The 21,745-nt window shown below is 72.8% G+C and carries 18 protein-coding genes; 16 read left to right on the top strand and 2 right to left on the bottom strand.

All coding sequences use genetic code 11. The annotated features are described in order from the left end of the window. The first annotated feature begins 21 nt into the window (after positions 1–21). From J4709_RS09130 to J4709_RS09110, 5 genes are all read left to right on the top strand, one after another. Positions 22–909: an NAD(P)-dependent oxidoreductase gene (locus J4709_RS09130; protein ID WP_208239051.1), complete on the top strand. Its 888-nt coding sequence runs from the start codon at positions 22–24 to the stop codon at positions 907–909. Continuing rightward, on the top strand, positions 906–1,322 hold the full coding sequence (locus tag J4709_RS09125; RefSeq protein ID WP_208239050.1) for a carboxymuconolactone decarboxylase family protein: 417 nt from the start codon (positions 906–908) through the stop codon (positions 1,320–1,322). Before J4709_RS09130 ends, J4709_RS09125 begins: the two co-directional genes overlap by 4 nt. A gap of 8 nt (positions 1,323–1,330) precedes the next feature. Beyond that, a complete protein-coding gene (locus J4709_RS09120) occupies positions 1,331–2,416 on the top strand; it encodes an NAD(P)H-dependent amine dehydrogenase family protein (RefSeq protein WP_208239049.1) in 1,086 nt (361 codons plus the stop codon). Between the two features lie 89 nt (positions 2,417–2,505). Continuing rightward, the gene (locus J4709_RS09115; RefSeq protein ID WP_208239047.1) at positions 2,506–3,240 is read left to right on the top strand and encodes a glucose 1-dehydrogenase; all 735 of its coding nucleotides are present in this window, start codon (positions 2,506–2,508) and stop codon (positions 3,238–3,240) included. A 40-nt stretch (positions 3,241–3,280) separates the two neighbouring features. Beyond that, complete coding sequence (locus J4709_RS09110; protein WP_232383184.1) at positions 3,281–4,768, top strand: FAD-binding protein; 1,488 nt, start codon at positions 3,281–3,283, stop codon at positions 4,766–4,768. 7 nt (positions 4,769–4,775) lie between these two features. On the opposite strand, the gene J4709_RS09105 is transcribed toward J4709_RS09110, so the two are convergent. Further along, positions 4,776–5,738, bottom strand: a complete 963-nt coding sequence (locus tag J4709_RS09105) for an alpha/beta hydrolase (protein WP_307801097.1) — start codon at positions 5,736–5,738, stop codon at positions 4,776–4,778. A gap of 122 nt (positions 5,739–5,860) precedes the next feature. Between J4709_RS09105 and J4709_RS09100 the strand changes: the two genes are divergently transcribed. The 10 genes from J4709_RS09100 to J4709_RS09055 all read left to right on the top strand — a co-directional run bounded on the left by J4709_RS09100 (position 5,861) and on the right by J4709_RS09055 (position 19,360). Further along, entirely contained in the window at positions 5,861–6,889 is a 1,029-nt protein-coding gene (locus J4709_RS09100; RefSeq protein WP_208239045.1) for a helix-turn-helix domain-containing protein, read from the top strand. 141 nt (positions 6,890–7,030) lie between these two features. Beyond that, positions 7,031–7,675, top strand: a complete 645-nt coding sequence (locus J4709_RS09095; RefSeq protein WP_246342539.1) for an ABC transporter permease — start codon at positions 7,031–7,033, stop codon at positions 7,673–7,675. Further along, positions 7,672–8,721 carry an ABC transporter ATP-binding protein gene (locus J4709_RS09090; protein ID WP_232383183.1) on the top strand — a complete coding sequence of 350 codons (1,050 nt, stop codon included), beginning with the start codon at positions 7,672–7,674 and terminating at the stop codon, positions 8,719–8,721. Before J4709_RS09095 ends, J4709_RS09090 begins: the two co-directional genes overlap by 4 nt. Further along, positions 8,718–9,527 (top strand): ABC transporter permease, encoded by an 810-nt coding sequence (locus J4709_RS09085; protein ID WP_208239043.1) that lies wholly within the window; start codon positions 8,718–8,720, stop codon positions 9,525–9,527. Before J4709_RS09090 ends, J4709_RS09085 begins: the two co-directional genes overlap by 4 nt. A gap of 18 nt (positions 9,528–9,545) precedes the next feature. Further along, positions 9,546–10,502: a glycine betaine ABC transporter substrate-binding protein gene (locus J4709_RS09080; RefSeq protein WP_208239041.1), complete on the top strand. Its 957-nt coding sequence runs from the start codon at positions 9,546–9,548 to the stop codon at positions 10,500–10,502. Between the two features lie 91 nt (positions 10,503–10,593). Next, positions 10,594–11,550, top strand: coding sequence for an MBL fold metallo-hydrolase (locus J4709_RS09075; protein WP_208239039.1), 957 nt, complete (start codon positions 10,594–10,596; stop codon positions 11,548–11,550). After that, positions 11,534–13,123, top strand: a complete 1,590-nt coding sequence (locus tag J4709_RS09070) for an FAD-dependent monooxygenase (protein ID WP_208239038.1) — start codon at positions 11,534–11,536, stop codon at positions 13,121–13,123. Before J4709_RS09075 ends, J4709_RS09070 begins: the two co-directional genes overlap by 17 nt. 179 nt (positions 13,124–13,302) lie before the next feature. After that, positions 13,303–16,917 (top strand): methionine synthase, encoded by a 3,615-nt coding sequence (gene metH, locus J4709_RS09065; protein WP_208239035.1) that lies wholly within the window; start codon positions 13,303–13,305, stop codon positions 16,915–16,917. Positions 16,918–17,033: 116 nt separating this feature from the next. Next, positions 17,034–18,086 (top strand): GlnX family signal transduction membrane protein, encoded by a 1,053-nt coding sequence (locus J4709_RS09060; protein ID WP_208239025.1) that lies wholly within the window; start codon positions 17,034–17,036, stop codon positions 18,084–18,086. 2 nt (positions 18,087–18,088) lie between these two features. Then, positions 18,089–19,360 (top strand): ABC transporter substrate-binding protein, encoded by a 1,272-nt coding sequence (locus tag J4709_RS09055; protein WP_208239023.1) that lies wholly within the window; start codon positions 18,089–18,091, stop codon positions 19,358–19,360. Between the two features lie 9 nt (positions 19,361–19,369). Here J4709_RS09055 and J4709_RS09050 read toward each other — a convergent pair whose 3' ends face one another. Next, positions 19,370–20,068, bottom strand: coding sequence for a TetR/AcrR family transcriptional regulator (locus J4709_RS09050; protein ID WP_208239022.1), 699 nt, complete (start codon positions 20,066–20,068; stop codon positions 19,370–19,372). 83 nt (positions 20,069–20,151) lie between these two features. Between J4709_RS09050 and J4709_RS09045 the strand changes: the two genes are divergently transcribed. Beyond that, positions 20,152–21,711, top strand: coding sequence for a class I adenylate-forming enzyme family protein (locus J4709_RS09045; protein ID WP_208239020.1), 1,560 nt, complete (start codon positions 20,152–20,154; stop codon positions 21,709–21,711). Positions 21,712–21,745: the final 34 nt, after the last annotated feature.

Genomic DNA, 21,745 nt, shown 5'->3' with positions numbered 1-21,745 from the left:
CGCGGACGAGAGGGGAATGCCATGTGCGACACCGTCCGTGTCGGATTCGTCGGGCTCGGCGAGATCGGCAAGCCGATGGCGGCCCGGCTGGCCGGGCAGCAGGCCGAGGCGAAGCTGGACCTCACCGTGTTCGACCTGGCCGCGGCACCGGTCGAGGAACTGGTCGCGGCCGGCGCGAAGGCCGCCGGAAGCGTCGGCGCCCTCGCGGCCGGCAGCGACGTGCTGTGCGTGATGGTCAACAACGACCAGCAGGTCCGCTCGGTGCTCGACGAGGCGCTGGCCGCCGCCGCCGCCGCCGGCGACGGCAACGGCGCCGGCCTGACCGTCGTCATCCACTCGACCGTGGCGCCCGGGACGCCCGCCGAGCTGCAGGAACTCGCCGCCCGGCGGGGCGTCCGGCTGGTCGACGCGCCCGTCTCCGGCGGCGCGATGGGCGCCGGCACCGGCGAGCTGGCCGTCCTGGTCGGCGGGTCGGACGAGGCGTTCGCGGCGATCCGCCCCGTCATGGACGTCCTGGCGAAGAAGGTCGTGCACGCCGGGCCGATCGGCGCGGGCACCCGGTTCAAGCTCGCCCGCAACCTGATGCACTACGCCGCCTTCACCGCGGCGACGGAGGCGCAGCGGCTCGCCGAGGCGGCCGGGCTCGACCTCGTCGCGCTCGGCGAGGTCGTCCGGCACACCGACGCGCTCACCGGCGGCCCCGGAGCGATCATGTACCGGGACACGGCCGCCGAGATGGAGCCGGGGTCGTTCTGGTTCACCACCTTCGGCCACCTCCGGCAGCTCGCCGAGAAGGACCTCGACTTCGCGATCGCGCTGGCCGACGAGCTCGGCGTCGAGGTACCGATGGCCAGGCTCGCGCGCGAGCGGCTCGCGCCCGGCCTGGGTTTCCCCGAGGAGCAGGAATGACCGACGACAAGGCCGGCAAGTTCGACGACCTCCCCGAGCCGCGGGCCCGGGGCCTGCGCAAGATGGAGCAGGTCTACGGCTTCGACATGACCGACGGGGCCGGCGACTTCTTCCGCTACACCGCCGACCACCTGTTCGGCGACATCTGGCAGCGGCCCGGCCTGTCGGACCGGGACCGGCGGCTGCTGCTCATCGGGCTCCTCGCCGGGCAGGGCGCCGCCGACGTCCTCGGCATCCAGGTGCCCGCCGCCCACGCCGCCGGGGAGCTCGACGACGAGGCGCTGCGCGAGGTCGTGGTGTTCCTCACCCACTACGCGGGCTGGCCGAACGGCGCACGGCTCAACTCGATCGTCGAGGAGACGATCGCCAAGGCGGCGCGCAAGGCCGCACGGGCCGCCGAGAAGCGGGACTGAGGAGCAGCATGGCCATCCGCGTCCTGCACGTGGCGACCGGCAACGTCGGCCGCATCGCCCTGTCCCAGCTGATCGAGGATCCCCGCTTCGAGCTGGCGGGCCTCGTCGTGTCCGACCCCGCGAAGGTCGGGCGGGACGCCGGCGACCTCGCCGGCCTCGGCGCGGTCACCGGCGTGACCGCCACCGCCGACCTCGACGCGGCCCTCGCGGCGCGGCCGGACTGCACCGTCTACTGCGCCCTCGGCGAGACCCGGCTGTTCGAGGCGCTCGCCGACATCGAGAAGATCCTCGCCTCGGGCAGCAACGTCGCCGCGTCCTCGCCGGTGCCGCTGATCTACCCGTGGGGGCTGCTGCCCGACCGGATGATCGACCCCATCGAGAAGGCGTGCGAGGCCGGCGGCACCAGCCTGTTCGCCAGCGGCGTCGACCCCGGCTGGGTCAACGACCTGCTGCCCTTCGCGATCGCGAGCACCTGCCAGCGGGTGGAGCAGGTGCGCTGCTCGGAGATCGCCGACTACGCGACCTACGACGGCGGGCCCGTCATGTTCGACTTCATGGGCTTCGGACGTCCGCTGGACGAGCTGCCGCGCATGTTCAAGCCGGGCATCCTCGCCGCGTCCTGGGGCGTCAGCCTCCGGATGATGGCCCGCGGCTTCGGCTTCGAGCTCGACGAGATCACCGAGTCCTACGAGCGGGAGCCGGCGCCGGAGGCGTTCGACGTCGCCGCCGGGCACATCCCCGCGGGCGGGGTCGCGGCGATGCGGTTCCAGATCACCGGCGTCGCCGTCGGCAAGGAGGTGCTGGTCATCGACCACACGACCCGGCTGCGCGACGACCTGCGCCCCGACTGGCCGCGCCCCGCGCAGGACGGCGGCTCCTACCGGCTCGAGATCACCGGCGAGCCGTCCTACCGCGTCGACGTCTGCCCGACCAGCGCCAAGGGCGACCACAACTACGCCGCGATCGCGGCGGGCGCCGGACGCATCGTCAACGCGATCCCCGACGTCGTCGCGGCGCCGCCGGGCCTGCGCACGCCCCTGGACCTGCCCTTCAACACCGCGAAGGGCGTCTTCGCCACGACACTGCCCCGTTGACTTGCGGCGTGTCGGCCTTAAAACACGGTTCTTGAGGCCGACACGCCGCAAGTCAACGCATCCGGACCGACGAGAGGGAGGACATCGAGATGGGACGCGTGGACGGGAAGATCGCCCTGATCAGCGGGGGTGCGCGCGGCATCGGCGCGGCCAGCGCGCGGGCGCTGGTGGCCGAGGGCGCGAAGGTCGTGCTCGGCGACCTCCTCGACGAGGAGGGCAAGGCCGTCGCGGACGAGCTGGGCGACGCGGCCCGCTACGTCCACCTCGACGTGACGAGCGCCGACGACTGGACCGCCGCCGTCGAGACCGCCGTCACCGAGTTCGGCGGCCTGAACGTGCTGTTCAACAACGCCGGGATCGCCAACGGCGCCGCCATCAACCGGTTCTCGCTGGAGAAGTGGCAGAAGATCATCGATGTCAACCTGACCGGCCCGTTCCTCGGCATCTGCGCGGCCACCGACGCGCTGGTCGCGGCCGGCGGCGCGTCGATCATCAACACCTCGTCGATCGAGGGGCTGCGCGGCACGGCCTGGGCGCACGGCTACGTAGCGTCGAAGTGGGGGCTGCGCGGGCTGACCAAGTCGGTCGCGATGGAGCTCGCGCCGCACGGCGTCCGGGTGAACTCGCTGCACCCGGGCCTGATCCGGACGCCGCTCACCGAGGGCATCCCCGACGACATGATCCCCGTCCCGCTCGGCCGGCCCGGGGTGCCCGAGGACGTCGCGTCGTTCGTGGTCTTCCTGGCCAGCGACGAGTCGTCCTACGCGACGGGGTCGGAGTTCGTCATCGACGGCGGCACCGTCAACCAGATCCCCCACAAGTGACACAAGACCCCAGACGCAGAGCGATTCGAGACAGGGACCGATGAACGCACAGACCTCCCCCGGAATGGCCGTCCCCCCGGTGGTGCCGGCCGCGGAGCTCCCCGGCGACGCCGAGCGGTTCGACGTCGTCGTGGTGGGCTTCGGGATCGCCGGCGGCTGCGCCGCCCTGGAGGCCGCGCGGTCGGGAGCCCGGGTGCTGCTGCTCGAGCGCGCCGCCGTGCACGGCGGCACGTCGAGCATGTCGGGCGGCCACTTCTACCTCGGCGGCGGCACCGCCGTGCAGAAGGCCACCGGCCACGACGACACGGCCGAGGCGATGGCGCGCTATCTCATGGCCAGCACCAAGGACCCGGACGAGGAGAAGATCCGGACCTACTGCGAGGGGTCGGTCGAGCACTTCGACTGGCTGGAGGCGCTCGGGTTCGCGTTCGAGCGGTCCTATTTCCCGGGGAAGGCGGTGATCCAGCCCGGCACCGAGGGCCTGATGTTCACCGGCAACGAGAAGGTGTGGCCGTTCCGCGACGGGACCGCCCCGGCGCCGCGGGGCCACAAGGTGCCGGTGCCGGGCGACACCGAGGGCACCAAGATCGTGATGGACCTGCTGCGGGACCGGGTCGAGGAGGCCGGCGTCGAGGTCCGCTACGAGACCGGCGCCACCAACCTCGTGGTGGACGGGTCCGGCGCGGTCACCGGCGTCGCCTGGCGGAGGTTCGAGGAGACCGGCGTGGTGGCGGCCGCCGGGGTGGTGGTCGCGGCCGGCGGGTTCGTGATGAACGCGGACATGGTCGCGGCGTACACCCCGGCCCTCGGCGAGAAGCTGTTCACGCTCGGCGGCACCTACGACGACGGCCTTGGCATCCGGCTCGGCCAGTCGGCCGGCGCCGCGCTGGAGCACATGGACGAGCCGTTCATCACCGCCCCGTTCTACCCGCCGTCGTCGCTGGTCAAGGGGCTGATCGTCAACAACCGCGGGGAGCGGTTCGTCGCCGAGGACAGCTACCACGCGCGCACCTCGTACTTCGTGCTCCAGCAGCCGGGCGCGGCGGCGTACCTCATCGCCGACAGCGACCACATGGAGGAGCAGCGGATGCCGCTCGTCCCGCTGAAGGACGGCTACGAGACGATCGAGGAGATGGAGGCGGGCCTGGGCCTGCCTCCCGGCTCGCTCGCGGCGACGATGGCGCGCTACAACGAGCACGCCGCGCGGGGCGAGGACCCCGACTTCCACAAGCACCCCGACTGGCTCGCGCCGCAGACCAACGGCCCGTGGGGTGTCTACGACCTGACCCTCGGCACCGCCCTGTACGCCGGTTTCACGCTCGGCGGCATGGCCACCACGGTCGACGGCGAGGTCAGGCGGGCCGACGGGTCGGTCATCGGCGGGCTCTACGCGGCCGGCGCCTGCGCGTCCAACATCGCGCAGGACGGCGCCGGATACTGCTCGGGCACCCAGCTCGGCGAAGGCTCGTTCTTCGGCCGCCGCGCCGGTGTCGCCGCCGCCGCGCGGGCACGCGCGGCGGCGCGGTAGGCAGCGGCTACGTGGGCTGCTCGACGGTGCGCAGCGCGCGGCGGAGCACGCCGATGCGGTCGGCGGCCATGCGGCGGGACACGGCGGCGTCCGGGATCAGGGCCGAGCCGTGGAACGTCCCCGGGTAGTGGTGCACCTCCGTCCCGACGCCCGCCTGGACGAGCCGCAGCGCGTAGGCGAGGCCCTCGTCGCGCAGCGGGTCGAACTCGCAGGTGGTGACGTAGGCGGGCGGCAGCCCGGTGAGGTCGTCGGCGCGGGCGGGCGCGGCGTAGGGGGAGACCCCGGCGGTGCCGCGCACGCCCTTGCCGAGGTAGTAGTCCCAGCTCAGCTCGGCGTTCGGCCGGTTCCAGATCGGGGTGTCGGTGAACGCCCGCATCGACGGGGTGTCGAGCCGGTCGTCGAGCTCGGGGATGCCGAGGAGCTGGAAGCACAGCGCGGGGCCGCCGCGGTCGCGGGCGAGCAGCGCGGTCGCGGCGGACAGGCCGCCGCCGGCGCTCTCGCCGCCGACCGCGAGCCGGCCGGCATCGATCCCGAGCTCGGCGGCGTTGGCGGCCGTCCAGGTCAGCGCGGCGTAGCAGTCCTCCAGCCCGGCCGGGAACGGGTGCTCGGGCGCGAGCCGGTACTCCACCGACAGCACCACCGCGCCGACCTCCGCGGCGATGCGCAGCGCGTCGTCGTGGAACGCGTCGACGCTGCCGAGGACGAACCCGCCGCCGTGGATGTAGAGCAGGCCGGGCAGCGGCCCGCCGTCGGCGGCGGCCGGGGTGAAGATCCGCACCGGCACCTCAGGCGCGCCGCCCGGCCCGGGGACGGAGACGTCGCGGATCTCGACCGGGACGGGCGGCTCGTACGGGGGGCGCGCGGCGAGCAGCCGGTCGTCGGCCTCCCGCATCGCCACGGGGTCGGTCAGCGTGATCTCGGGGATCATGGCGGTCCACGGGGCGAGCTCCGGGTCGAAGGCGTACGTCACGTTCCGGCTCCTCTCGGCGGCTGACCACCAGTTTCGCGGCGATCCGCGGTCCCGCCCAGCCGCCGGGCGGCGGGGATCGCGGACCGGAATCCGCCGATCGTCGGGTGGCGTACGATCCGTCCATGAAGGGGCTGCTCCTGCGGTTGTCGGGGCTGGACGCCGACGCGGAGAACGCCGTCCGGGTGATCGGTTTCTTCGACCGGCTGATCGCGGGACGCGCGGCCCCGCACGCGCTGGTGCGCGCCACCGCCGCGCTCGCCGAGTGCCCCGCCGGGCTCGCCGACCCGGCGCGCGGGATCTCGCTGCGCTCGGAGCCCGGCGCGGCGGCGGGGGAGCGGTCCGTCCGCGAGTTCGCCGAGACCGGGCTCGTGTGGCTGGAGCGCACCGGCGCGCCGCTGCCGCTGGACGACATCGTCCTCGAACGGTTCGCGTTCGCCGCCGCGCTGCTGCTGGAGCGCGACCGGGACGAGCGGGACGACGCCGCGCTGGCCGGCCTGGCCGTGTCGGCGGACGCGGCGGAGGCCGAACGGTCCCGCGCGCTGCGGGCGCTGCGGTTCGAGCCGGCGGCCCCGCTGCACGCGCTCGCCGTCGCCGGCGACGTCGCGGCGGTGCTCGCCGCCCTCGGCCGGGACGCGCGCGCCGCGTCGCCCGGGCCCGTCCACACCGTCCTGGCCCGGGAGGTCCCGGCCGACCTGGAGCACCGGACGCCCGGCGGGACGCGGATCGGCATCGGCCCCGCGCTGCCCGGCGTGCGGGCCCCGGAGTCGTGGCGGCAGGCCCGGTCGGCGCTGCGGTTCACCACGCTCGGCGAGGGACTGCCCGCGGTGGTGCGCCACGACCGGCTCGGCGGGCTCGCCGCGATCGCCGCGCGGCTGCGCCCCGAGGACATCGCCCAGGTCGCGGACGTGGCGGCGCTCGACCGGCTCGCCGGAGAACCGCACGGCGGCGACGTCCTGGACGTCCTCGTCGCGTTCTGCGCGACGGGCTCGACCCGCAAGGCCGCCGCCCGCGTGCACCGCCACCACAGCACGATCGCCGCGCGCCTCGCGCACGCGGAACGGCGGCTCGGGTTCTCCTTCCACGCGCCCGGCGGGCGGCTGCGGCTGGACCTCGCGCTGCTGCTCCGCCACCTGCGGGACGAACCCGAGTGAGTCCCACTTAACAGATCTGTGTCCTGACTTTTCTTGCCTTATTGATCACCCGTAGGCAGCCTCTTCTGGTATGGGAGACGCCCGCCTGACCGTCCTCGCCCCGGTTCCACCACCCTTACCGCCGAGAGACGGAGGGTGCGCGTGAGCTTCTCCGACTACCTCGCCGACCGCTGGCCGACGATCGCGCGGGAGATGGCCGAGCACGCCGAGGTGGTGCTGATCGCCGTCGGCATCGCCGCGGTCGTCGGGATCGGCCTCGGCATCGCGGTGGAGGGCCGGCCGCGGCTCAGCCGGCTCGCGCTCGGCGTCACCGGCACGATGCTGACCGTCCCGTCGCTGGCGCTGTTCGGGCTGCTGATCCCGCTGTTCGGGCTGGGCCTCGCGCCGACGATCACCGCGCTGGTGCTGTACGCGGTGTTCCCGATCCTGCGCAACACCATCACCGGGCTGGAGTCGGTGCCCGGCGCGGTCGAGGAGGCCGCCCGGGGGATGGGGATGGGGCGGGCGAGCCGGATGCTGCGGATCCGGCTGCCGCTGGCCTGGCCCGTCGTGCTCACCGGCGTCCGGGTCGCCACGATCATGACGGTCGCGATCGCCGCGATCGCCGCCGCCGTTGCCGGCCCCGGGCTCGGCGAGCTGATCTTCGGCGGGCTGTCGCGGATCGGCGGCGCGAACGCGCTCAACGACACCCTCGCCGGCACGCTCGGCGTCGCGCTGCTGGCGCTCGCCCTGGACCTGATGTTCGCCGTGGTGTCGCGGCTGACCACCCCGAGGGGCATGCGATGACGGAGATGATCCGGCTCGACGGCGTCACCAAGCGCTACCCCGGGCAGGCCGCGCCGGCCGTCGACGGGCTCACCCTCAGCGTCCGGGCGGGCGAGATCGTCGTGCTGCTCGGCCCGTCCGGCTGCGGCAAGACGACGACGCTGCGGCTGATCAACCGGCTCATCGAGCCCACCGAGGGGCGCATCTTCCTCGACGGCGAGGACGTCACCCGGGTGAACCCCGACGAGCTGCGCCGCCGCATCGGCTACGTCATCCAGCAGGTCGGACTGTTCCCGCACATGACGATCGCCGGGAACATCGGCCTCATCCCGCGGACGCTCGGCTGGGACAAAAAGCGCGTCCGCGCCCGCGTCGACGAGCTGCTCGACCTGGTCGGCCTCGACCCGGGCACGTTCCGCGGCCGCTACCCCAAGGAGCTGTCGGGCGGGCAGCAGCAGCGCGTCGGGGTGGCCCGCGCGCTCGCCGCCGACCCGCCCGCGATGCTGATGGACGAGCCGTTCGGCGCGATCGACCCGATCACGCGGGAGCGGCTGCAGGACGCGTTCCTGGAGCTGCAGGGGCGGATCGGCAAGACGATCGTGCTGGTCACGCACGACCTGACGGAGGCGCTCAAGCTCGGCGACCGGATCGCGATGCTCGGCGAGCACGCCCGGCTCGTCCAGTACGACACGCCCGCGGCGATCCTCGCCGAGCCCGCGGACGAGTTCGTCGCCTCGTTCGTCGGCTCCGGGGCCGCGATGCGGCGGCTCCGGCTGGTCGAGGTCGGGTCCATCGAGCTGGTGCCGGTCGAGGCGGTCGGCGCCGTCTCGACGAGCGTGCGCGCGGACCAGAGCCTGTACGAGGCGCTCGACGCGATGCTGCGGGCCGGCGACGAGGGCGCCGTCGTGCTCGACGAGGACGGCAGGCCCGCCGGCGCCGTCTCGTGGTCGACGATCGTCCGGGAGACGCCGCGGGCCGCGGAGCCCCCGCCCGCCGGCCCGTCCGCCGAACCGCCTGCCGAGCCGTCGCTGACGAAGGCGCCGAACGGGGAGAGCCGCCGCCGATGAGCGTCACCACGATGCTCGACGGCCGCCCCGACGACCCGAGCGGCGGCGGCGCCGCGCGCGACGAGGCGGCGGGGGAGAAGCCACGGCGTTCGGTGGCCGGTATGGTCGCGACGCCCGCCGTCCTCGTCCTGGCGACCGCCGCGCTCTTCGCCTACCTGCACGGACGGCACCTGGACGCGATCGAGCGCCGCTCGATCAACGGGGACGTGATCACCCAGCGGTTCGTCGAGCACATCGAGCTGGTCGCGGCGTCGACCGCGCTCGTCCTCGCGGTCGCGATCCCGCTCGGCGTGCTGCTGACCCGGCCGGGGCTGCGCGCGCTGTCCGCGCCGTTCCTCGCGCTGGCGAACGTCGGGCAGGCCGTCCCGTCCATCGGGGTGCTGGTGCTGCTCGCCGTCACGGTCGGGATCGGCTTCCAGAAGGCGGTGATCGCGCTCATCCTCGTGTCCGCGCTGCCCGTGCTCCGCAACACCATGGTCGGGCTGCAGGGCGTCGACCGCTCGCTGATCGACGCGGGCCGCGGCATCGGGCTGTCTCGGACGGCCGTGCTGCTGCGCGTGGAGCTGCCGCTCGCCGTCCCGGTGATCCTCGCCAGCGTCCGGGTCGCGGTGATCCTCAACGTCGGAAGCGCGACGCTCGCCGCGTTCACCAACGCCGGCGGCCTCGGCGACCTCATCAACACCGGCATCGCGCTGAACCGGACCCCGATCCTGCTCACCGGAAGCGTCCTGACCGCCGTGCTCGCGATGGCCGCGGACTGGCTCATCGGCATCGTCGATCACTACCTGCGCCCGCGCGGCATCTGAACCCCCAGGAGAGTCACCATGCGCCTGCTCCCCATCGTCGCCTCGATCGCCGCCGTCGGCCTCACCGCGGGGTGCTTCAGCTCGGCCGGCACCGACGCCAAGGCGGGCAGCCTCGCCAAGGGCAACTCGCTCAAGGGCGCCACCCTCACCGTCGGCGGCAAGGAGTTCACCGAGCAGCTCGTCCTCTGCCAGATCACGGCGCTGGCGCTGCGGTCGGCGGGCGCGACCGTCAAGGAGAAGTGCGGACTGCAGGGCAGTAACACCACGCGCGCCGCGCTGACGTCCGGCAGCATCGACATGTACTGGGAGTACACCGGGACGGCCTGGATCAACTACCTGAAGAACACCAAGCCGCTCAACAACTCCACCGAGCAGTACCAGGCCGTCGCGCAGCAGGACCTCTCCAAGAACCGAGTGAAGTGGCTGGCCGCCGCGTCCGCGAACAACACCTATGCGATCGCGGTGAAGACGACCACGATGCAGCAGCTCGGCATCAAGGACCTCTCCGACTACGCCAAGCTCGCGCACTCCGACCCGGCCAAGGCGTCCACCTGCGTGGCCAGCGAGTTCGCCGGACGCAGCGATGGATGGCCCGGGCTGCAGAAGGCGTACGGGTTCACGCTGCCGAAATCGTCGGTCGCGACCCTCGCCGAAGGCGCCATCTACGACGCCATCGGCAAGGGGAAGCCGTGCAACTTCGGCGAGGTCGCGACGACCGACGGCCGCATCAAGGCGCTCGGCCTCACCTCGATCCCCGACGACAAGAAGTTCTTCCCCGTCTACAACCCCGCGCTGACGCTGCGCGACTCGGTCTACAAGGACCACCCCGGCATCGAGAAGATCATGAACCCGATCGCGGCGGCGCTCAGCGACTCCGTCCTGCAGACGCTGAACGGCGAGGTCGACATCAAGGGCCAGGAGGCCACGGACGTCGCCCAGAAGTGGCTCCAGTCGAAGGGCTTCATCGGCAAGTAGCGGCCCGCCGGAGTTCGTTGTTGCGCGCCGGGCCCGGCCGGGCAGGACTCCAGGGTGGCCGAGTCCGCAGAGGAGCTCAGGGAGGCGTCAGATGAAGCCGTTCGCGTCGTCGGCTGATCTGGGGGAGAAGGAGCGGAGTCTGGAGGTGCTGGCGGACGGGGTGTACGCGTTGACCGCCGAGGGTGATCCGAATGTGGGGGCGGTGGAGGGGGAGGACTTCGTCGTCTGTTTCGAGGCGCTGGCGACGCCGGTGGCGGCGCGTGAGTGGTTGTCGTTGCTGCGTGAGCACACCGACAAGCCGGTGCGGTTTCTGGTGTTGTCGCACTATCACGCGGTGCGGGTGCTGGGGGCGAGTGCGTTCGGTGCCGAGGTGGTCGTGGCGCATGAGAAGACGCGTGAGCTGGTCGCCGAGCGGGGGCGGCAGGATTGGGAGTCGGAGTTCGGGCGGATGCCGCGGCTGTTCAAGGAGCCGGAGTCGATTCCGGGGTTGACGTGGCCGACGGTGACGTTCTCTGACCGGTTCACCGTCCAGTTGGGTGGTGACCGCGGTGAACTGGTGCTGCAGTACTGCGGGCGGGGGCATACCGAGGGCGACATCGTGGCGTGGCTGCCGCGGCAGAGGGTGTTGTTCGCCGGTGATCTGGTGGAGGCGCAGGCGGCCCTTTACACCGGGGATGCGTTCCATCGGGATTGGGCGTCGGGGACGTTGGACCGGGTGGCGGCGCTGGGCGCCGAGGCGCTGGTGGGCGGACGCGGCGCGGTTGCGGTGGGCCGGGACGCGGTGGACGCGGCGATCGACCAGACCCGGCACTTCCTGCAGGTGATGATCGGTGAGGTGACGGCCGTCCAGGGCCGCGGCGGGACGCTCAAGGAGGCGTTCGAGGCGGTGCACGGGGAGCTGGAGCCGCGGTACGGGCGGTGGCCGATCTTCGAGCACTGTCTGCCGTTCGATGTGTCGCGGCTGTGGGACGAGCTGTCGGGCATCGAGCGGCCCGTCATCTGGACGGCCGAACGCGACCGGGCCGTCTGGGATGAACTCCAAGGCTGACGCCGGACCCGCCGAACCGGTCGTGATCGCCGGCGCCGGGCCGGTGGGACTGGTCGCGGCGCTGCTGCTGGCACGGTTCGGCGTGCCCGCGACCGTCCTGGAGGCCGCCGGCCGGTGCGAACCCGTCGGGTCCAAGGCCATCTGCTTCCAGCGCGACGTGCTGGACGTGTTCGACCGCGCCGGGTGCGCGGAGAAGATGATCGAACGCGGCGTCACCTGGACGACCGGCCGCACCTATTACCGCGGCACCGAGCTGTTCGCGGTCACGTTCCCGGACGCCGGGCGCAGCGACGTCCCGCCGTGGATCAACATCTCGCAGGCCGAGGTCGAGTGCCTCCTGCGCGATCTGGCGGACGCCGAGCCGCTGGTCGACGTCCGGTACGGGCACCGCGTCTCCGGTCTCGACCAGGACACGGGCGGCGTGCGGGTCCGCGCGGAATCCCCCGACGGCGAGATCACCGTCGCCGGAAGCCACCTGATCGGGGCGGACGGGCCGCACAGCGCGGTCCGGCGGCTGATCGGCGCCGGGTTCCCGGGCCGCTCGTACGACGACCGGTTCCTCATCTGCGACGTCCGCGCCGACCTGCCGTTCCCGAAGGAACGCCGGTTCTACTTCGATCCCGAATGGAACCCGGGCCGCCAGGTCCTCGTGCATCAGTGCCCCGACAGCACGTGGCGGATCGACTGGCAGATGCCTGCGGACTACGACTTCGAGGCCGAGCGCGCCTCCGGTGCCCTGGACGACCGCATCCGGAAGATCACCGGGGACGTTCCGTACGAGGTCGTGTGGGCGTCGGTGTACCGGTTCCACCAGCGGTGCGCCGAGACGTTCCAGCGCGGGCGGGTGTTCCTTGCAGGGGACGCGGCGCACCTGTACGCGCCGTTCGGGGCGCGCGGGCTGAACTCCGGCGTCCAGGACGCCGAGAACCTCGCGTGGAAGCTCGCGTTCGCCCGCCACGGCCATGGCGCCGAGCGCTTGCTCGCCAGCTACGACGCCGAGCGGCGCGCGGCGGCCCACGAGAACCTGGGGGTGACGACCCGGACGATGGAGTTCCTCGTCCCGCACAGCGCCGAGGAGAGGACGCGGCGGGCGACCGCGCTGGAGGCCGCGCTCACCGATCCCGCCGCCCGCGCCCGCATCGACTCGGGCAAGCTCGCCGAACCGTACTGGTACCTGGAATCGCCACTGACCACCCCGGCCGGGCCGGTCGAGGGCTTCCCGCAGGCCGCCGGGGCCGTCCGGCCGCCGCTGCCCGGCGTCCTGTGCCCCGACGGCCCCTGCATCGTCGACGGCCGCGAGACCCGGCTGCGCCGCCTGTTCGGCACGGAATTCGTCGCCCTGGCCGCCGACGGGCGCCGATGCGCCCGGATCGAGGAGGCGGCGGGCGGCGTCCCGGTCGCGGTCCACGCCCTGGACGCGATCGACACCGGCGGCGTCCTGAGGACGGCCCTGGACACCGGGCCCGGCACCGTCCACCTCGTCCGGCCCGACGGCCACCTCGCCGCCGTCCTCCCGGACCCCGACCCGGGCGCGTTCGCGGCGGCGCTGCGCCGCGCCTGCGGCCGCTCCTGACCGCCCGCCCCCGCCCGGGATGATCCGGAAAGGGGGACGGGAGTTTCACAGGCGCCGGGTCCATTCGGTAACCTCGGAGACGGGCCGAGAGGCGCTGCAACGGACGCGCGGGCGTCCGCCACGCTCGGCCCGAGACCGGTACACGCAAGGGCGCCTCCCAACGACGTGGGAGGTGGCTGGTGGGCAGAACCGAAGAGCTGCACAGGCTTCTGGGCGAGCGGGTCGTGGTGCTCGACGGGGCGTGGGGCACGATGCTCCAGGGCGCGGGGCTCACCCCCGAGGACTACCGCGGCGACCGGATCGGCGGCGACCACGAGAAGGACGTCACCGGCGACCCCGACCTGCTGAACCTCACCCGCCCGGACGTGATCCTCGACGTCCACCGGCAGTACCTCGACGCCGGCGCCGACGTCACCACCACCAACACCTTCACCGCCACCAGCATCGGCCAGGCCGACTACGGCCTGGAGGGCCTGGTCCGCGAGATGAACGTGCAGGGCGCGCGGCTCGCCCGGCAGGCGGCCGACGAGTACGGGAACCGGTTCGTCGCCGGCTCCGTCGGCCCGCTCAACGTCACGCTGTCGCTGTCGCCCCGGGTCGAGGACCCGGCCTACCGCGCCGTCACCTTCGACCAGGTCAAGGCCTCCTACGCGGAGCAGATCGCCGGCCTCGCCGAGGGCGGCGTCGACCTGCTGCTGATCGAGACGATCTTCGACACGCTGAACGCGAAGGCGGCGATCGCGGCGGCCCGCGAGGTCGCGCCCGAACTGCCGCTGTGGATCTCGGTGACGATCGTCGACCTGTCCGGCCGGACCCTGTCCGGGCAGACCGTCGAGGCGTTCTGGCGCTCGATCGAGCACGCCGAGCCGCTCGTCGTCGGCGTGAACTGCTCCCTCGGCGCCGAGGAGATGCGCCCGCACGTCGAGGAGCTCGCGCGCCTCGCCGGCACCTACACCGCCTGCCACCCCAACGCGGGCCTGCCGAACGCGTTCGGCGGCTACGACCAGACCCCCGACGAGATGGGCGTCAAGCTCGGCGACTTCGCCGCGTCCGGCATGGTCAACGCCGTCGGCGGCTGCTGCGGGACGGGCCCGGCGCACATCAGGCGCATCGCCGAGGCCGTCCGCGGCACGGCCACCCGCCCGGTGGCCGAGCCCGGCAAGGCGACCCGCTACAGCGGTCTCGAGCCGTTCCAGATCGGCCGCGACACCGGCTTCGTCATGATCGGCGAGCGCACCAACGTCACCGGCTCCAAGCGGTTCCGCAACCTGATCGAGGCGGGCGACCACCAGGCCGCCGTGGACGTGGCGCTGGAGCAGGTCCGCGGCGGCGCGAACCTCCTCGACGTCAACATGGACGCCGACCTGCTCGATAGCGAGCGGGAGATGACGACGTTCCTCAACCTGATCGCGACCGAGCCCGAGGTGGCCCGCATCCCGATCATGGTCGACAGCTCGCGGTGGAGCGTGCTGGAGGCCGGGCTGAAGACCGTGCAGGGCAAGGGCGTCGTCAACTCGATCAGCCTCAAGGAGGGCGAGGAGCCCTTCCTGGAGCAGGCTCGCCGGATCCGCGACTTCGGCGCCGGCGTCGTCGTCATGGCGTTCGACGAGACCGGCCAGGCCGACACCGCCGACCGCAAGGTCGAGATCTGCGGCCGCGCCTACGACCTGCTCACGCAGAAGGCCGGTTTCCCCGCCGAGGACATCATCTTCGACCCGAACGTCCTTGCGGTCGCGACGGGCATCAGCGAGCACAACGGGTACGCCAAGGCGTTCATCGACGCGCTGCCGCGGATCAAGGAGCGTTGCCCCGGCGTCCGCACCAGCGGCGGCATCTCCAACCTGTCGTTCTCGTTCCGCGGCAACGAGGTCGTCCGCGAGGCCATGCACTCGGCGTTCCTGTTCCACGCGGTGAAGGCCGGGCTGGACATGGGCATCGTCAACGCCGGGCAGCTCGCCGTCTACGAGGACATCCCCGCCGACCTGCTCGAACTCGTCGAGGACGTGCTGTTCGACCGGCGCCCCGACGCCACCGACCGGCTTGTGTCGTTCGCCGAGAACGTCAAGGGCAAGGGCACCAAGCGCGAGGTCGACCTGTCCTGGCGGGACGCGCCGGTGGCGGAGCGCCTGTCGCACGCCCTCGTGCACGGGATCGTGGACTTCATCGAGGAGGACACCGAGGAGGCCCGGCAGCAGCTGCCCCGCCCCCTCGACGTCATCGAGGGCCCGCTGATGGACGGCATGAAGATCGTCGGCGACCTGTTCGGGTCCGGCAAGATGTTCCTGCCGCAGGTGGTCAAGAGCGCCCGCGCGATGAAGCGGTCCGTCGCCTACCTCGAGCCGTTCATGGAGGCCGAGAAGGAGAAGGCGCTGGCCGAGGGCCGCGTCACGGAGGACCGCGGCCAGGGCAAGATCGTCCTCGCGACGGTCAAGGGCGACGTGCACGACATCGGCAAGAACATCGTCGGCGTCGTCCTCGGCTGCAACAACTACGACGTCGTCGACCTCGGCGTGATGGTGCCCGCCGCCAAGATCCTCGACACCGCGGTCGCCGAGGGCGCCGACGCGGTCGGGCTGTCCGGGCTGATCACCCCGTCGCTGGACGAGATGGTGTCGGTGGCGACCGAGATGCAGCGCCGCGGGATGAAGCTGCCGCTGCTGATCGGCGGCGCCACCACGTCCCGCCAGCACACCGCGGTGCGCATCGCGCCCGCCTACGACCAGACCACCGTGCACGTGCTGGACGCCTCCCGCGTCGTCGGCGTGGTGTCGAACCTGCTCGACCCCGAGCGCGCCGGCGCGCTGGCGATCTCCAACGCCGAGGAGCAGCAGCGGCTGCGCGAGCAGCACGAGCGCAAGCAGCGCGCGCCGATGCTGACGGTCGGGAAGGCCCGCGCGAACCGGGAGCGGGTCGCCTTCGACGACCTGCCCGTCCCCGCCTTCACCGGGGTGCGCACCCTCGAGCCGGACCTGGACGAGCTGCGCGCGATGATCGACTGGCAGTTCTTCTTCCTCGCCTGGGAGCTGAAGGGCAAGTACCCGGCGATCCTCGACCAGCCGGTCGCCCGCGAGCTGTTCGACGACGGCAACGGCCTCCTCGACAAGATCATCGCGGACGGGCTGCTGCGCGCCCGCGGCGCCTACGCGTTCTGGCCCGCGCACTCCGAGGGCGACGACATCGTCCTGGACGCCGAGGGCGCGCCGCGCTTCCCGATGCTGCGCCAGCAGACCGCCAAGCCGGAGGGCCGGCCGAACCGGTGCCTCGCCGACTACATCGCCCCGTCCGGCGACCACCTCGGCGGGTTCGCGGTGACGGTGCTCGGTGCGGAGGAGCTCGCCGCCCAGTTCGAGGCGGAGAACGACGACTACCGCTCGATCATGGTGAAGGCGCTGGCCGACCGGCTCGCCGAGGCGTTCGCCGAGTACGCGCACCTGCAGGCGCGGCGCGACTGGTTCGAGCCGGACGCCGACCCGAAGCTGGAGGACCTGCACGCCGAGCGGTTCCGCGGCATCCGCCCGGCGCTCGGCTACCCGGCGAGCCCCGACCACAGCGAGAAGAAGGACCTGTTCGACCTGCTCGGCGCGCAGGAGCTCGGGATCGGGCTGACCGAGTCGTACGCGATGACCCCGGCCGCCAGCGTCAGCGGGCTGATCTTCGCGCACCCGTCGGCGCGGTACTTCACGGTCGGGCGGATCGGCCGCGACCAGACCGAGGACTACGCGGCGCGGCGCGGGCTCACCCTTCCCGAAATCGAGCGGTGGCTGCGCCCGAATCTCGCCTACGAAACGGAATGAGCTGCGGGAAACGCCGCGGGGCTGACCTGAACCGGCCAATGCCCCGCGGCTCCCGGGCGGCTTTTCTCCCATAATCGAAAGGCCCCGGCAAAGGGCCGCGGATTACCATGGCCCGCGTGTCGGTAGCGCTGGCCGCCCGGGCGGTCCCGAGGAGGTGGAGCACCCCGCGCTGGCTGTGGACGGTGCTCGCCGCGGCCGTCGGGCTGGCGGTGCTGTCCTGGCTGGCGGCCACGGCGGTGCTGGTCGGGAGCCGGTCGGCGGTGTCGTCGGTGAAGGACGGCGGCGCCCCCGCCTACGTCAGCGCCCGCACCGCGCACGCCGCGCTGTCGGACGCCGACCGGGCCGCATGGCAGAGCTTCCGTTCCGGTGCGGCGCAGCTCATCGGCCCGGGCCAGCAGTTCCGGGACGATCTCACGACGGCCAGTGACAATCTCGCGCACCTCGCCGAACTCGATTTCGGCGGCGCCACCGGACGCGATCTCCTGCGCGCGGTGAACGCGCAGGTCGTCACCTATCAGGGGCTCGTGGAACAGGCCGACGCCACCTATCGGGAAGGGCTCGAGAAACTCGGCTACGCCTATCTCTCCTATGCCTCCGATCTGCTGCGCGGCGACGGCGGGCTGCTCTCCCGCATCGACGAGATCGCGCGCCGCGACCTGCACGGCATCGACGGCGAGCGCGACTCCGCGTGGGCCGGCCGCGGCCTCGCGCTCGGCACCGCCGTCATCGGCGCGGTGCTGCTCGCCGTCCTCGGGTACGCGCAGGTGTCGATGGCGCGCCGCTTCCGCCGGCTGGTCAACCTGCCCCTCGTCGCGGCCAGCGCCGTCCTGGTCGGGCTGGTCGTCTGGACGTCCACCACGTTCCTGCACATCGACCACGCCTTCGCGGACGCGTCCAACGCCGGCGTGCCCGCCTTCGACCGCACGATGCGGACCCAGATCCGCGGCGCCGACGTCGGGGCCGGCAAACTGCGCGCCGGACACAACGTCCCCCAGGCCGGCGGCCTGGACGTCGCCGCCGCGGACAAGGCGCAGCGCCCGCTGGAGGCGAAGCTCGCCGACGCCACCGACACCCGCGGCCTGGACGTAGGCCTCCCGCTACTGTCCCTCGCCATCGCGGGCCTCGCCGCCCTCGGCCTGTGGATCCGGCTCCGCGAATACAGGAGATGACCGTGCGACTGCTGGCAGCGCTCCTCCTGCTCTGCGCGTTCACCGCGGTGTCGTGCGGCGGCACCGGGTCCGGGGAGAGCGTCACCGTGCTCGGCTCGTGGACGGGCGACGAGGGCACGGTGTTCCGCAAGGCGCTGGACGGCTTCGAGAAGAGCACCGGCATCCACGTCGACTACACCGGGACCCGCGACGCCCGCGCCATCCTCGCCAGCGAGCTGCACGACGGCACGCCGCCCGACACCGCCGTCCTCGCCACGCCCGGCGACCTGCGCACCTACGCCGCGGCCGGCGAGCTGAAGCCGGTCGGCGGCGCGCAGGAGGGCATCGGCGGCGACCTGACCGCCGCGACCGGCCCGGACAAGGTCCGCCGCCCCTACGGCATCGTCGTCAAGGCGGCCGTGAAGGGCCTGATCTGGTACGACCCGCGGACCCTGCCGGCGGCGACGCGCGCTCGGCTCGCCCAGCCCATCGGGTCCGTCGACGACCTCATGAGGATCGCGTCCGGCGCGGCGCCGAAGCCCTGGTGCCTCGGCCTGGAGGACACGTCCAACTCGGGCTGGCCGGGGACGGACTGGATCGAGGACGTCATGCTGCACGAGTTCGGTCCGGAGAAGTACGACCAGTGGGTCTCCGGGCAGCTGGAATGGGCCTCTCCGGCCGTCCGCAAGGCGTGGGAGACGTTCGGGTCCGTCGTCGCCGGAACCCGCTCCGGCACGGACTCCATCCTGCTCACCGGCTACGGCAAGGCGGGCGCGCCGATGTTCGCGAATCCGCCGGGCTGCATGTTCGACCACCAGGCGTCGTTCATCACGGGCTTCTACCGCCAGGTCTCCACCAATCTGCAGCCGGGAGCCGACTACGACTTCGTGCCGTTCCCCGGCGGGCAGGCGATGGAGATCGGCGGCGACCTGCTCGGCATGTTCCGCTCCACCCCGGCCGCCCGTAAGCTCGTCGCCTATCTGACCACGGCGAAGGCCCAGAAGACGTGGGTCGGCGAGAAGGGCGGCGGCGCGTTCTCGCTCAACCGGTCCGTCCCGCCGAGCGCCTACCCCGACGCGCTGTCCCGGCGGATCGCGCAGGCGCTCGCGAGCGCGAAGACGGTCCGCTTCGACGCCTCCGACTCGATGCCGACCGTGATGGCCGCCGCGTTCGACCACGCCGTCCTGGAGTACGTCACCGACCCGACGCCGCAGCGCCTCGACCGGATCCTCCGCTCGCTGGACAAGGTCCGCTGCACGACCGGCTCCGGTTCCGCGCGGGCGCCCGGCTGCTGACGGACGGGATCACGCGCCCGGGTCCGCCTCCACCATGGCCAGGGCGAGGCGGCCGAACCGGTCGGCGACCTCGGCGGCGGTGAGCGGGCCGTCGTCGCGGAACCACACCGACACGCCGGTCGCCATCGTGAGGATGCCGCGGACGGCCTCGGCGGGGTAGGGGGTGCGGAACGCCCGGCATGCGACGCCGGCGTTGACGACGCGGTGGAACGGCCGCTCGTGCCGGTCGCGCTTGGCGATGAGCAGCGCGCGTTCGCGCTCCTCGATGCTGTGCATCTCGCCGACGCCGAGCACGGCCTCCCTGCGCAGCTCGATGTGGACGAGGACGTGCTCGCGGACGAGCCGCCGCAGCCGGTGCACGGGGTCGGCCGGCCCGTCGTCGAGGACGGCCTCGCAGCGCTCGATGAGGTGGTCGATGGTCCGGTGCATGATGGCGACGAGCAGGTCGTGCTTGGAGCCGAAGTAGTGGTAGAGCACGGCGGGGCTCATCCCGGCGCGGTCGGCGACGTCGCGGACCGAGGTGCCGTTGTAGCCCTTCTCCGCCATCGTCTCGACGGCCGCCGCGATGAGGATCCGGGTGCCGGGCGTGTCGGTCGGCAGGGACAGGGCGTCGCTCGACGTGGGCGTGACGTCGGCGGTGGTGCGGTGCGCCGGGGTCCCGCGCCCGCGGGACGCGCGCTGCGGTCCGGCGGCTGCGTCGTCGGCCACGAAGATCCTCCTCTGGATTCCGCCTGCATTCCAACGTACATTCGTTCAATGCCACCCCAGCCGGCTACCGGGAGTGTGACACCGTGACCGCACCCGTCCCCGATCCGCTGGCGGCGCTCGCCGCCGCCCACCCGTCCAAGACCGCGATCATCGAGGGGGACCGGCGGCTCGGCTACGCCGCGTTCAACGCGCTGGTCAACCGCTACGCCAACGTGCTCGTGGGCCTCGGCGTCCGGGCCGGCACCAAGGTCGCCTGGTGCGGGCGCAACAGTACCGAGGTCGTCGCGCTGATCGCCGCGCTGCGCAAGGCCGGCGCGGTCGGCGTGCCGCTGAACTACCGGCTGAGCCCGGAGGAGGCGTCCTACGTCGTCGCGAACGCCGACAGCGCGCTCGTGCTGTTCGACGTCGAGCAGGCGCCGCAGCTGGAGCTCGCGGCGCGCGAGGTGGAGGGCGTGCGCGGCTGGCTGGCGTTCCGCGGCGGCGCGGGGGACGTGCCGGACTGGGCGTCGGACCTGGACGCCGACGCGGCCGCGAGCCCGGAGACCGAACCGGCCGCCGCGGGCGACGACCCGGCGGCGGGCACCGCGATGTTCTACACGTCCGGGACGACCGGCAAGCCGAAGGGCGTCGTGCGCGGCCAGCCGGACCCGGAGATCGTCATCGGGCTGGTGACGGAGATCGGCTACCAGCCCGGCGACGTATACCTGACGACGGGCCCGCTCTACCACTCCGGGCCGATGAGCTTCATGCTGATCGTCCAGCAGATGGGCGGCACCGTCGTGGTGATGCGCGACTTCGACCCCCGGCGCTGGCTGGAGCTGGTCGAGGAGCACAAGGTGACCGCGACGTTCTCCGCGCCGACCCCGATCCGGCGCGTGCTGGACCTGCCGGACGAGGTGGTCGCCGCCCATGACCTGTCGTCGCTGCGCCGGTTCATCGCCAACGCGGCGCCCTGGCCGTTCGAGCTGAAGCGCCGCTACGTCGAGAGGATCGGCGACGGGTCGCTGTTCGAGGTGTACGGGTCGACGGAGCTGGGCGTCGACACGATCCTTCGGCCGCAGGACCAGATGCGCAAGCCGGGCAGCTGCGGCCGGCCCGCGCCCGGCATCGAGATCGCGCTGTTCGACGACAAGGGCGAGCGCGTGGAGGAGCCGCACGTGCCGGGCGACCTGTACGTGCGCAGCAAGGCGACGTTCGACGCCTACTACAAGGCGGACCGCAAGTTCGAGGACGCCAAGCTCGGCGAGTGGCTGACGGTGGGCGACATCGCCTACCGCGACGAGGAGGGCTTCTACTACATCTGCGACCGCCGCACCGACATGATCATCTCGGGCGGGGTGAACATCTACCCGGCCGAGATCGAGGCGGTGCTGACCGCGCACCCGGCGATCGCGGACGCGGCCGTGTTCGGCGTCCCGTCGCAGGAGTGGGGCGAGTCGGTGCACGCCGCGATCGTGGTGCATCCCGGTGCCGAGGCGGCGGACGCGGACCTGGACGCGTTCTGCCGCGAGCACCTCGCGTCCTACAAGGTGCCGCGCGGTTTCGACCGGATCGCCGAGGTGCCGCGCAACCCGTCGGGCAAGGCGCTCAAGAGGCAGCTGCGCGACCCGTACTGGGAGTCGCAGGAGAAGAAGATCGGCTGACCCGGGCCGGGCGGGCGCGGGCGGCTTCCGCGCG

The sequence above is a fragment of the Actinomadura violacea genome (assembly GCF_017573465.1).
Classification (GTDB): domain Bacteria; phylum Actinomycetota; class Actinomycetes; order Streptosporangiales; family Streptosporangiaceae; genus Spirillospora; species Spirillospora violacea.
This window is presented reverse-complemented; position numbering and strand designations above follow the sequence as displayed.